The sequence below is a fragment of the Burkholderia sp. BCC1208 genome (genome assembly GCF_902833095.1).
GTDB lineage: Bacteria > Pseudomonadota > Gammaproteobacteria > Burkholderiales > Burkholderiaceae > Burkholderia.
This window is the reverse complement of the sequence record NZ_CADFDY010000003.1, coordinates 585,714-599,851: the sequence shown is the minus strand read 5'-3', so window position 1 is coordinate 599,851 and position 14,138 is coordinate 585,714. Positions and strand designations below refer to the sequence as shown.

Genomic DNA, 14,138 nt, shown 5'->3' with positions numbered 1-14,138 from the left:
GCTCCTGTTCCTCTGGCATCGATATGGGTTGACCGCATTCATGTCGCCCGAATCCCTTCCCTCAATTCGCGGCATACCGCACTACTTACGCCCCCAACACCCCCACAAATCACTTCGCATAACTTATCAAAAATCGAAAGCGAACAGTAAGACACGCCCCATCACCGAAAGCCAGCTGTAACACACGAACCCGACCGAATCGATGCGCAAGCCGCCGCATCCCCGGCCTTCCGCATCGCGCACTGATCAGCACATGATTGCTTCTCGTAGCGATCCCCGGACCGACCCGCTCCCCCTCGACACGCGCTACGAATCGCCCCCGTGCCCACTCCCACCGCTTCCGTACACTCGAAATCGCGCCATGCGGCGCCGGCGGCGTGCACCCTGCGTACGGCCGCGCCTGACGGGAGCCTTGCATGTTGTCGATCGACGGAATGGGTTTGGGGTTGAACTGGCAGCGTTTCCTGTCGCAAACGCTGGATCCGGACCTCGCACCGAAACCGCCGCGCAATGCGGACGGTACGTCCAACGACGGCCCGAACAACGGCCCGGCCAACCCGGTCAACCCGACTACCACGCCGCCGATCCCCGTGCAGGCGGATCTCGGCACCGATCCGTCCAAGCCGACCAACCCCGAAATCGCGTCGGCCACCGCCCTGCTCCAGAGCATGGCCGATCAATATCGCGTGGCGCCGCCCGAGATCACGGTCGACAACGACACGACGCGAGCTGTCCAGGGTGTGATCCAGGACGCGCAGACCAAGTACGACAACGCGCAGCAGACGCTGCAAGGTGCGCAGGGCGTGCTGCGGATGACGAACCACGACCCCGACGCGACGCCCGACGAGCGCAAGGCCGCACGCGACAACTACACGAAGGCGCACGATGCGGCCGACACCGCGCAACGCGAACTCGACGTCACGACCGACGCCGGCTACCGGATCCTGTACGGCGAACAGGCGAAAGCCGACCAGTACAGCACCGACCCGACGAACGACAAGATCGAGGGGCCCGCGCAACAGCAGGCCGATGCGAAGCTCGCCACGCTGCAAAAGTTGTTCCCCGACCAGACGAAGGCGAATCCGAACTTCGTCCCGCAGCAGGGCGATTGCAAGACGCCCGCCCAGGTCCAGGCCTACGACGACTGGCAATCGGCGACCTCGAGCGCGGTAACGGGCCAGGCGAAGTACTGGGCAGACGTCAGCAACGCGAATCTCGCCTATACGCAGTTCCAGTCGTACATGGCCGATCCCGCCTACAAGGACGCGATCGATACCGGCGTCGGCAAGCTGAACGATGCGCTCGAGCCGCTGCAGTTGCAGGTCGACCTGCCCGATCCGCCGCCGGCCGATGCGAACGGCAACGTCGACATGAACGCCGTGCAGGCCAATGTCGCGCAGGCCGCGAAGATCGCCAATTACTCGAACGCGGCCTATGCGGCGTCGCTCGACGCGCAGCAGGTCACGACGCTGCAGCAGAAGTACGACGCCGACAGCGCGTGCCTGATCGGCTCGACGCCCAGCGCGGCGAAAGACGACAAGGCCGCGCTCGATCGCGCGACCACGCAGGCGAACACGAGCGGCAGCTACATGCAGATGCTCGGCGCGCAGTTGACCGTCGATGACCTGCAGGGCAAGTACGACACCGCGAAATCGGCGTCCGACGACTGGCATACCGCGAATCCGCGCTCGCTGGATCCGCATCCGGCCGTCGACACCGACCTAGCCACCGCGTCTGATGCGCTCGCACAGGCAAAGCAGAAGGCTCGCCTCGCGCACGACGGGTTCGTCGTCGCGTACGGTCAGACGCTCGCGCAGCAGTATGACGACGCCGGCGCGCAAATCGACGCACAGCTCAAGCCGAAGGTGCCGTTCGTACTGCAGAACCCGACGCCGACGCTGTCGACGAATCCGCCGCCGCCCACCACGCCGCCGTCCCCGTCGGCACAACCGTCGCCCTCGGCACAACCGTCGCCGTCGCTGAGCACGTCGCTGCCGAGCACCTCGAGCACATCGAGCACGCCGGCGCCGTCGACGACGCAGACGCCGACGTCGTCGTTGAGCACGTCGACGCCGCCGGGCGCACTATCGACGTCGCTCGCGCCCACGACGCTGTTCACGAATCCGTCGTTCGTGCTGCAGCCGCCCGGCTCGAACACGTCCGTGCCGACCACCGCGACCGGCCAGACCGCACTCGACGCGAAAAAACTCCATGTCGTCGCGGGCGCGCTGCGCGCGGCCGACGGCCGGCTGTCCAACACCTTCAACGACGCGGCCGCGAAATTCCAGCTGGCGAACGCGAAGACGCAGGAAGGCGTGCTGAAGGGCAAGCTCGCCGACATTCAGAAAACCTACGACGACTGGTACGCGAACAACCCGACGCCGGTGCGCATGCGCGAGGTGAACGGCGACGAGATTCCGATGCGCACGCCGCAGCGTCCGAATCCGTACCAGGACCAGCTCGACCAGGCGCGCAACGACCTGCAGCAGGCCAGCGCGAACATCAACAAGCTGCAGCTGCTGACCGAGATGTCGCATCAGCAGGTGCTGCTCGACCAGTTCGATGCGAGCCTCGCCGAGAATCTGCGCAATCCGCAGAGCCAGGACGACAAGGACGCATATTCGAACGCGCTCGACGGTTTCTTCCGCGCGCACCAGGGCGAGCTGTCGCAATCGCTGCTCGATCAGGCCGGGGTGAGCACGAACAAGGCCGCGACGATCAATTTCGGCAAGCTGACCGACAACGAGCAGCGCAACCTGATCGGCACCGCGATCGGGTTGCCGTCCGACGTGCAGCCGTCGTCGGACACGGGCACGCCCACCGCGCCCGTCAACGACGACACGGTGCGCTACACCGACAAGGACAAGCTCGACACGATCAACAAGGTGCGCGGCGAAATCCTGAAGCTCGGCGGCGGCAGCGGCACGCAGGTCAACATCCTGCCGCTGATCTACTCGGACAAGACGGCCGGAATGGTGACGAGCGCGCTCTTCAAGGTCACCGACAGCAAGGGCCACGTCCAGTACGTCGACGACACGTCGGCGAACTACGACAACGTCGGCGACTACCTCGACAACAACCGGCTTGCGTCGAGCGGCACGCTCGATCTCGTGACCGGCTACGACGACAACGGTCACGCGCAGTTCCAGCAGAAGGCCGCGCATCACGACGACTGGTTCGACAGCGCGCTGAACACGCTGACCGGCGGCAAGGTGAACCTCGGGATGATGGGTCTCGGGCTGCTGATGGAAGGCGCCGGCGTGCTGCTGGACGCAACGGGTGTGGGCGCCTTTGCCGGTGCCGCGCTGAATTTCGGGGGCGCGGTCATGATGGACACGGCGATCGGTTCGAGCATGGCGAAATCCGCGCTCGATATCGGCTCGCGCTGGGAACACAACCAGAGCATCAATCCGTTCACCGACGCCGGCGCGCGCGGCGACTGGCTCAACCTCGTGCCGATGGGTGCGGCCGGCGCGGCGAAGTTCGCGGGCTCGGAAGTGTTCGGCAAGACGATCACCGCGCTCACCGGCTCGGCGAAGGCCGCGCGGGTGACCACCGCGATCGTGCGCGGCACGTCGCTCGCCACCGGCGTCGGCGCCGCAGGCGAGAGCTTTGTCGAAGCCGGTATCGACTTCGCGCACGGGGACAGCGAGCACGGCTGGGACGCGCTCAAATCGGGTTTCACGAACGTCGCGCTGATGGGCGCGGGCGGCGTGCGGGACCGCGTGGTCAACGCGACGGTTCGCGTCACGGGCCGGCCAGTGGTCGCCCGCTCGGCGGGCGGCGAACGCATCTCGATCGACGGGCAGCAACTGCAGAAAATCCTGAGCAGGAACGAGCCGTCGCAACTCGCGTTCGGCGCGACGCGCGCGTCGCTCGACGGCGTCGACATCAAGGTCGCGAAGGACGGCACGCTGATGGCGGGCGACAAGGTACTTATCTACGACAACATGCCCGTGCGCGTGCTCGACTCGCTCAACAACAAGGACCTGAACAACCTGCCGCGCGGGACGTCGGTGATCCTCGGCGAGAACGGCGAACTGAGCATCGTCAAGCTGACCGGCAAGACCTGGACCGAAGGCACGAAGATCGATTCGGTCACGGAAACGGGCGACCGGCTGTCGTTCGGCAGCGACGGCGAAATCAATGCACCGTCGAAGCTCGTCGCGAAAGCGCCCATTCCGTCGCGCAGCGACTCGCGGCCGCCGGCAAGCGACGAGGCGCCGCCGGCCGACAGCGCGCCCCCGCGGACCACGCCGGCCAACGAAGCCGCGGCGCGCGCCACCGAAGCGAACGACACGGCCACCGCGACCACGACCGCCAGCGCACGCAATGCGCAGCACACGAGCGAAGCACGGACCGCGCGCGACGAGAACCAGCAGGAAACGCGCGCGTCCGATTCGCATGTCGCCGCGCAGAATCGCCGCAGCAGCGACCTGCGCGCGGAGAACGATCCGGCCATCGCGCGGGCGCCCGGCGCACCCGGCGCGGGCGCCCTTGAAGAGCCGGCCAGCGTCGCGCCGCGCACGCCGGTCCGCGTGATCGACCTGACCGACGCCGAACCGGCCTCCCGGCCCGCGACGCTCGACCCGGCCGGCGTGTCGGTGCCGCGCGGCCCGTCGGTCGAAGCGTTCGACTACGGCGAACATACGCTTTTCATCGTGCGCAACGGCGAGGACCCGGCAGCCGCCATGCCCGACGCAGCGCGGCCGCGTGCGGCCGGCGCGCTGCCCGCCGACGTCGCGGAACCGATCGTCGTCATCGCCGATGCGTCGGACGCGCACGTCGCGCCCGAACTCGCGAACCGCTGGCAGCGGCCGGTATTCGCGGCCGCGCCGGACGCGCTGCACACGGACGGCACGCTGCGCGCCGACGCGCCGCTGACGCGCTACCGGCCCGCCCCCGACGCAGCGGCGGCAGGCGGCCGCGTCGTCGGCACGAACGCGCAGGCGGCGCACGCCGATGCGGCCGGCGTCGTCGAAGCCGACCCACCCGCGGCGAATCCGGAAGCGCCCGCCGCGCGGCGCGCGCCGCAGCCCGCGAACGACGACACGGTCGTTGTGCTCGCAACGACCCGGCGCAACGCCGCCGATCCCGAAACGCACGCCGCGCTGCCGCAGCCGCCCGCTCGCCCGGCGCGTGCGCTGGACGGCGCATTCAGTGCACCGAACCGCGTCCTGGTGCTCGTCAAGCCGGCCGAACGATCCGCGTCGCAAGCGGCGAACGATGCGCGCGACGCATCCCGGCCGAAGCCGGCCCGCCACACACGGGCCGACGACCACGCGCTGCCGGCCGCCGCGCACCCTGAAACCACCGAAGCGCCGCCGGACCCGGCGCTTGCCGGGCCGGGCCTGTTCACGCGGCTGCAAATGCGTTTCGGCGGCGCGCCGCTGCCGGACGCGGTCCACGCGCTCGCGCAGCAATCGGACACGCTCACGCAGCAGTTGCGGATGCTGAGCGATGCCGGCTGGCGCGTGAGCCTCGGCAAGCGCGGCGGCGGCAGCCGAATCGATCCGAAGCGGCGCCGCGTGACGATCGACGGCGCACTGCACGATTCGGGCAGCATCACGTACACGCTCGCGCACGAGGCCAAGCATGCGGTCGAGGCGATCGACGGTACGCTGGATTCGCTCGACTACAGCGGCCGCAGCCGCTTCACGCGCAAGGCGCTCGAAGCCGAAGCGCGCGCGCAGATCAACGCGTTCGAGGCGCGTTACGAGATCGATCTCGCGGGCGGCGGCGACATCGCGGCGAACACGACGCTGCCCGACGCGCTCCAGCACGAGGCCGACCGCTGGACGCCGTCGAGCGACTATGCGGGCACGGTCGCACGGCTTGCCGACGCGTTCGCCGATGCGCCGGTGTCGGGCCGCCGCGGCGAGACGTACCAGGCCTTCTACGACGGCATCTGGGACAAGCAGAAACGCGACGGCGGCGCCCCGCGCCGGATGCCCGCGCCGCAGACCGAATCGGCCGGCGGCGGCACGCACCTGCCGCGCACGCTCGAGGAACAGGTGCAGTGGAGCGTCGCGCATGCGGAGGTGATCTCGCCGATCGCCGAACGCGGGCGCAACGAGCCGCGACAGATGACGTTGCGGATCCTGGACGAACACACGTCGTCCGGGATCGAAGAACCGCTGACGATCATCCGCGGCCGAACCGACGACGCGGGCCAACTGCTCGACGCACACGGCCGCCCTGTGCAGCATGTCGACTTTTCGATCGCGCACTTCTTCGCCGGTACGTCGACCAGCGCGGGCACCGGCCGCGCGCTGGTCCTGGCCGCCGACCACGGCCACACCGCCGCGGCATGGCTCACGAACACCTGGCAACGGCCGGTCTACGTGCCGGACGGCGGCACCATCCGCGCGTTCGACGCGGCCATGGGCAACCCGGGCAGCACGCGGGCCCAGGTGGGATTCGATCACGCGCCCACGTGGACCCGCTATGCGCCGTCGCCGCGCGAGCGCATCGACTACGGCGAACTCGCCGTCGACGCGAACGGCCTGCACGTCGCGGGCGACCCGTCACGGCGGCTGGACCCGCAAGCGCTGATCGGCCCGTTCCTCGGGGCCGGCATCGAGAAGAGCGTGTTCGAACTCGGCAAGCGCAACGCGATCGGCCTGTACGACATCGATCCCACGCAGCCTCGCGACGGCCAGCTCGCCAATCATTACGACGCGCTCGACACGGAACGCAACGGACTCGACCTGCTGCGCCGCTACGGCATGCGTACATTGACCATCGACGGCCCGTTCTCGGTCGGCAACCGGATCGGGATCCTCTACCATCCGCTCGCCGAACTCAGCAGCCGTGCCGTCTCGAACGGCGCGTTGCTGTCGCATGTCACGCACGAATCGATGCGACAGCTCGCCGCGATGCGTGAGATCGTCGAGCGCGATGGTCTGGTGTTCGATTTTCAGGGGGTATTCGACGCCCGCGGCGAGTTCTACTTCAGCGACCCGGCCACCGTATCCCGCTCGGATGATCGCGAGCAAATCGACGGCACGCTCGAGGAAATCGACAACGTCATCGCGCCGCTCGAACGCGGCATCCGCAACGGCAGCATCGCGCTCGCGCATCCGGCGATCACCGAATCGCTGCCGGAAGGCGCATTCGTCCAGAAGCCGTCGATCTTCACGCGTATCCGGATGTGGTTCGGCGGCGCGCCGCTGCCCGATGCCGCGTATGCGCTCGCCGGCCAGTCGAGCCTGCTCGCCGACCAGATGCGACTGCTGAAGTCGGATGGCTGGCAGGTCGTGTGGGGCCGCGCGGGACGCGGCAGCCGCACCGACGTCGACCAGCGCCGGATCGTGATCGACGGCGGCCTGCGCGGCACCGGCACGCTCGTCTATACGCTCGCGCACGAAGCCGGCCACGCGGCCGACGTGTCGAACGACCGGCTCGGCCTCGACACCAGCAGCCCGGAAGCGTACGTGCAAAGCACGCTGCTCGCCGAAGCGCGCGCGCAGGCCAACGCGTTCGCGGTGCGCAAGCAGATCCTGGAATCGACCGGCGTCGACATCGCCGAGCACGCGGTGCTCCCCGACGCGATCGCGCGCGAAGCCGATCATGTGATGCCGGGCGACGCAGCCGGCCTCGCGCGCCTGGCCGACGCATTCGGCAACGCCCCCGTATCGGGCCGCGACGGCGAACACTACGGTTCGTTCTATGGCCGCGCGTGGGACCGGCAGCAGCAGCCAGGCAGCGCATCGCCGAGCATGCCCGCGCCGCACACGACCGAATCGTCCGGCGCCGGCGGCGGCACACGGTTGCCGCGCACGCTCGACGAACAGGCGCAGTGGAGCCACGCGCATGCGGACCGTGCGTCGCCGTTTCCGCGCCGCTTGTTCGGCGGCGGCTCGCCGAAACTGTCCTTCTCGCGCAACGGTCCGGTGTCCTATGCGAACGGCGAGCCGCTGACGCTCGTCCATGCGCGGACCGATGCGGCCGGCGGCCTGCTCGATGCACGCGGCCGCCCCGCCACGCCCGTCGACTATTCGATCGATCATCGCCACGCGTTCACGCCCGCACGGGCCGGCGCCCCCATCGTCCTCGCAGGCGAAGGCGGCGCGACCCACGCCGCGTGGCTCGCGAACCTCTGGCAGCGGACGATCTACGTGCCCGACAGCGGCACGGTCCGCCCGCTCGGCGAGCCGCGCGGCGACGGCACGCAGCGCATGCAGTTCGGCGGCCCGGGCGCGTGGACTCGCTATACGCCGTCGCCGCGCGAACGGATCGATGCGGGCGCGCTCGCCGTCGACGAGCACGGGCTGCACGTCGCCGGCGATCCGTCGCGGCGCGTCGATCCTGACACGCTGCTCGGCCCGTTCCTCGGCGCCGGCACCGCGAAGGCCGTATTCGAACTCGGCAAGCGCAATGCGATCGGCGTGTTCGACGCCAGCGGCGACAAGGCGCGCGCGATGCTCGCCCACGAAAAGCGCGGGCTCGACCAGTTGACGCAGCTCGGCATGCGCACGGTCACGGTCGACGGGCCGTTCACGTACCACGGGCGCGTCGCGGTGCTGTACAGCCCGCTGGCCGAGCTCGGCAGCCTCGACGTGATGCATGGCATCCTGCCGAAACGCGTGACGCGCGAATCGATGCGGCAGCTCGTCGCGATGCGCGAGCTTGCCGCGCGGCACGGCCTGTCGTTCGATTTCGAAGGCCTGTTCGATGCGCACGGCACGTTCTACTTCAGCGATCCTTCCGTCCTGATCCCGCATCCGGACCCGGCCACCAACCGCACGCCCGGGATGATCGACGCCGTCATCCAGCCGCTCGAACGCGGCATCGCGAGCGGCCGCGTCGAACTCGCGCATCCGGTGATCAGCGAATCGCTGCCGGACGGTGCGTTCGTCCAGAAGCCGTCGCTCTTCACGCGCATCCGGATGTGGTTCGGCGGCGCGCCGCTGCCCGACGCCGCGTATGCGCTGGCCGACCAGTCGAGCCTCCTCGCCGGTCAACTGCGGCTGCTGAACCCCGGCCGCTGGGAGATCGTGCAGGGCCGCGCGGGCGCCGGCAGCAAAGTCGATGCCGAACAGCGCCGGATCGTGATCGACGGCGGCCTGCGCAATGCCGGCACGATCGTCTACGTGCTCGCACACGAGGTCGGGCACGCGGTCGACGTGGCGACGAACCGGCTCGGCCTCGACACCAGCAGCCCCGATGCGTACGCGGAAAGCGCGCTGCGCGCCGAGGCGCGCGCGCAGGCCAATGCATTCGCGGTGCGCAAGCAGATCCTCGAATCGACCGGCATCGACATCGCCGAGCACGCGGTGCTCCCCGACGAGATCGCGCGCGAAGCCGATCATGTGATGCCGGGCGACGCAGCCGGCCTCGCGCGCCTCGCCGACGCATTCGGCAACGCGCGGACCTCGCTGCCCGGCAACCCCGTCTACCGTGCGCTGTATCGCGCGCAGGCCGAGCAGGCGATGCGCGACGGCGAAGCCGGACGGGCCGGCACGGCACCGCGGACGATGCCGTCGATGATGATGTGGCCGGTGCTCGACCCGTCGTCGTTCCTGCCGGCCGCCCCCGCGCTCCCGCCCGAAGCGCGCGCGGCCGACTGGCTCGATGCGCACGGCAAACGCGACCTGAAGCGGATCGACGGCACACAACTGGCCGACATCCGCGACCTCGCGCACTATGCTGGCCCCAACGCCCACGTGCTGATCGCGAAGCATGACGACCGCCCGGCGGACGACGGCACGCATCGGCAACCCGACTTCGTCGCGAGCCTGACGACCGATGCGCACGGCCAGCCCGGTCCGGTCGAATCGGCCGATCCCGGCGGCACGCCGTCGCACGACTTGCGCGACGCGCTCTATCCGGGCTCGCGTCCACGCAAGCGCAGCGGCAGCGAAACGCCGCATGAAGCACGCGCGAAATTCGACTTCTACCTGTCGCCGGTGTCGCTCGACGAGCTGCGGCAATTCGGCGGCGCGGCGAAGGTCGAAGCCGTCGATTCGAAGCGCGTGTGGAATGCCGAGCCTTCCGGTGACGCGCCTGCGCAGGAGGTCGTCGACCAGATCGGCAAACTCGCCCGCGCGCCGCAATTCAAGCGTCCCAAGGCGGCCGCGAAGGCCGCGGACGACAGCACGACGATCTTCGCGGTAGACAGAAAGACCGGCAAGGTGCTCGGCTACGCCGTGCCCAAGCAAGGCGGTGGCGGCTGGACCTATCACGAGAAAACCTCGGTCGGCGACGCGTCGATCGGCGAGCAGGATCTCGGCACCGCCTTCCGTCGCCGCGCGCGCGGCCTGCCCGACGGCCGGCGCGGCGTCGTGTTCGTGCCGTCCTCGCTACCGGAATCGGTGGTGTCCCGCTATGGCGGCTTCGAGCCGGCCGAGCGCGCGTTGCCGATCGCCGAACAAAAGCCGCCGTCGATGAAAACGAGCGACCGCGTGCAGCGCCGGCTCGGCAAGATTCAGTCGAGAGGCAAGCCGCCGGCCGGCGCGACGCCGCTCGCCAACCGATGGGTCGCGCCGAACCTGCTGCCGAAATCGGCCGACGACGTGCACGATTTCAACGGCGCGAATACGCTTCACCTGCGGCGCGTGATCGATCTTGGCCAGGTCGGCCCGGAATACTTCATCTACGTCTACGGCACGGAAGGGGCGCTGATCGACACGCTGCACCAGCCGGACGGCATCCTCGCGACCCGCGACGGCACGCTGCAATGGTTCGACGACTCCGCGCATTTCGCCGACAAGAGCAAGCCCGGCGTCGACCTCGACAAGACGAAGATCGGCGGCGGTCCGGACGGCTCGGACCGGCACTTTCTCGTGACGCGGCTCGACCCGGCGGAGTTCGATGCGCGCACGCAGCCGACGCAGGTCGCGGCCTATGCGCTGAAACAAGAGGAACTCGGCAAGCAGTTGCAGAAGGCCGCCGCGGGATCGTCCGCGCCGTTCGGCGAACTGGAGAGCCGCATCGCGGCCGACCTGACGGCCGCGAAGAACCAGCAGGCCAGACTTGCCAGTGACCCTGCGTCCGCCACTGCGTCCGCCAGCCCGCCCGCGAAGCCGAAAAAGCCTGCGAGCGGAAAAGGCAAAAAAGGCAAGCAGAACGTGCAGGCGGCGCCTGCGCCGGCCGCGCCACCGGCGCCGCAGGCCGCGCCGGCCGGCGAGCCGTTCAGCATCAAGACCTATCAGCCCGGCCTGACGAGCGCGACGGTCGCCGAATGGATTCTCCGCTTCGGCAAGGCGAAGCTCGACGACTGGTTCCCCGAGCACGAGCGCGTGAAGGCGTTCGCGGGCCGCACCGGCAAGCCGCTCGACCTCGGCACGACACGCCAGGTCATGATGGCCGACAGCGTGATGATGAAGGCGCTCGGCATCCCGTTGCGGCTCGCGCGCGACGTGTCGAGCATGCCGTGGCGCGGCCCGCTGTCGCGGCCCGATCGTGCGGCGAACGTGGTGTCGCGCCATGCGAAGAGCGCGATCACCTATCTGTCGATCGCGCGGGCCGCCGACCGGCATGCGCTGCAGGCCTATGGCCGCGCGAAGCCCGAGATCCAGGATCGCCTCGCGCTGATGGCGCGCGGCTTCACGTTGCGCGACGACCCCGCGGAGATGCTCGCACTCGTGAAACGCTACGGCGGTGCGATGCCGGTCGTGTCGGTCGCGGTCGATCCGTATTCGCTGGCCGCCGCGCTCGGCCGGAAACACGACCCCGCCTTCATCCGCCGCGTGCGCGAACTCGGCAAGCTCGACAACGCGCAGTTCGACGAAGCGAACGCGCGGATCGATATCGACGGCACGGACCGCCATCTCGAACTCGACGACCTCGACCACCTGTACAAATGGCTCGACGCGGCGTCCGAAGGCGGCTTCGTGCTGCGCCTCGAAACCGCGCCGTCGCGCGCGCTCGTATCGGCCGAGGACCAGCGCACGCTGGCCGGCACCAACGATGCGTACCACGACTACGTGCGCACGTTCGATGCGCTCGAAACGTGGGCGCGGCAGCACGCCGGCGCAACCGCGCCGCATGTGATGGTGACGTTCCACGGCTGGGACGCCGTGCTCGAACCGGCGCCGGGCGACGGCCACATGAAGCTCGTCGAGGCCGTGCTCGAGCGCAAGGAACTCGACTGGGTTCATCTCGGGCTGTCGTATGCGACGCACGGCTCGGACTTCGTCGCGAACCAGGATCTGACCGCCGCACTCGCGCGCAAGCTCGTCGAATACAAGCTGCATGCGCCCGACAAGCTCGCTCGCCTGCACGGCGCCGACGCGCTCACGCGCGTGTTCGAACGGGTCGGCGCGCAGACGCTCGCGAACCAGCATCAGGTGCTGTTCGCCGAAGTCGAACGCGTCGGCCTCGCGAACGGGCTGAAGCCCGACCAGCTCGCGCAACTGCGGGCCGATCTGTACGAAGGGCACACGACCGCGCTGATGGACCGCGCACGACAGGCGACGATCACCTATGCGAAGGAGAACTACTGGAATACCGCCGATTCCGCCAACCGCGCCGAAGCGCGCGCACGCGACGCCGGCAAGCGCTGGCTGAGCCGGTACGGCAGGCCCGATACCGAACGCAAGATCGACGCGCATGCTAATCCGAATGCATCGAGCACCGCGTTCTGGCGCGCGGTGGCCGCCGATCCGAAGCTCGCGATCGACGAGACCAGGCCCATCATCGTGAACCGCGACATCGCCACGCAGCCGAGCCACCAGCGCGGCAACCCGCAGGAGGCTGCGCTCGCGCAGCTCAACGCGCTGCGCGTCCACCGGCCGTCGTTCGGCAAACGCGACTGGGCGTGGTCGCTGGGCTTCGGCGGCACGGTGGCCGGCGCCAGCTCGCTCGTGGCGCTGAACGTGTTCAACGGCATGACCGTGATGAGCTCGGATGCGCTCACCCACGCGAACACCGCGCTGTTCGTCGGTGCGCGCGCGGGTCGCGTATTCGGTGCGATGCACCAGGGCGCGGTGCAGAGCCTGCAGAGCGGCGACCCGCGCGCAGTGCACGACGTGCTCGACCGGCTGCAGCGCTCGCTCGCGCAGCAACTGAGCGCGCCGGTGCACGGCTACAACCCGACGCGGCTCGAGCAGCTCGACCTGCTCACGAACGAAACGCGAGTGAAGGCGAGCCACTTCGTCGAAATGCATCGACAGGGGCTCATCGGCTTCGACGATGCGGCCGCGCAGATCAAGGAACTGTCGGTCGACTTGCTCGCGAACATGCAGGGCATGGTCGGCGGCACGTCGCTCGCGCAACTGCATCACGGCAATTCCCGCCGGTTCCTCGGCCTCGTCGGGCGCGGTAGCGCGATCGTCGGCTACTCGGGGACGATCGCCGTCGGCGTGCACGGGCTCATGACCGCGCCGACCGTCGCCGGTGCGCTGACGACGGCAAGCGCGGGGCTCGCCGCGACCTATTCGGGCCTCGTCTATGCGGTGAGCGCGCACCGCGTGAACGCGGACAAGCGTAGCCGCGTCGTGCGCCTGATCGATTCGACGTCGGATTTCGTCGGCGTCGCGAGCGGCATCGCGGGCACGATCGCGCAATACGACAAAGGGCACTACGGGCTCGCGGCAACGGCCGCGACGTCGACGGCGATACTGCTCGGTGCGCGCCTGAACACCCATTTCCCGAACGCGACGCGCTGGGTCAAGAAATACCCGACCGCGCTCATCCTCGTGCCGATCGGGATCTGGGGTTTCACGCAATTGCAGAACCTGTTCTTCGGGCCGCCGTCGGGTGGCTCGGGATCGTCGACGCACAAGCCGCAGTCGAAGCCGGCATCGTCGTCGCCATCACATCAGCCGCCGCAGCCGACCGCCGGCACGCCGACGACCGGCCTCGCGCCGGGCACTACCGCAACGCAACCGCCCGGGACCGGCACGACGGGCACTACCGCGCCCGCGCAGCCCTCCGCGCCGCCGTCGACGGCCGCGCAGCCGTACATCGTCGTGGCCGGAGATTCGCTATGGGTGATCGCCGACGCGCATCGCCAGTCGCTGCTCGACGCCGCACACGTGTCACCGGACGACCGGAAGGCGATGACGCGAGACCAGCAGGATGCGCGCGCGCTGAACGAGATCCTGCAGTTGAATCCGGGCCTGGCTTCGGCGCCGAATCTGCTGCACGTCGGGCAGTCGATCAACGTCGGGTGATGCGCGCCGGCCCGTCGC

1 protein-coding gene is annotated in these 14,138 nt (G+C 69.2%); it reads left to right on the top strand.

What is annotated here, in order from left to right; translation table 11 throughout:
- The first annotated feature begins 416 nt into the window (after positions 1 to 416).
- Positions 417 to 14,120, top strand: coding sequence for an LWXIA domain-containing protein (locus HWX09_RS10205; protein ID WP_027786260.1), 13,704 nt, complete (start codon positions 417 to 419; stop codon positions 14,118 to 14,120).
- Positions 14,121 to 14,138: the final 18 nt, after the last annotated feature.

Bases quoted from the DNA above. Each gene is read 5' to 3' on its own strand.
- HWX09_RS10205 (WP_027786260.1), top strand. From the start codon at position 417: ATGTTGTCGATCGACGGAATGGGTTTGGGGTTGAACTGGCAGCGTTTC.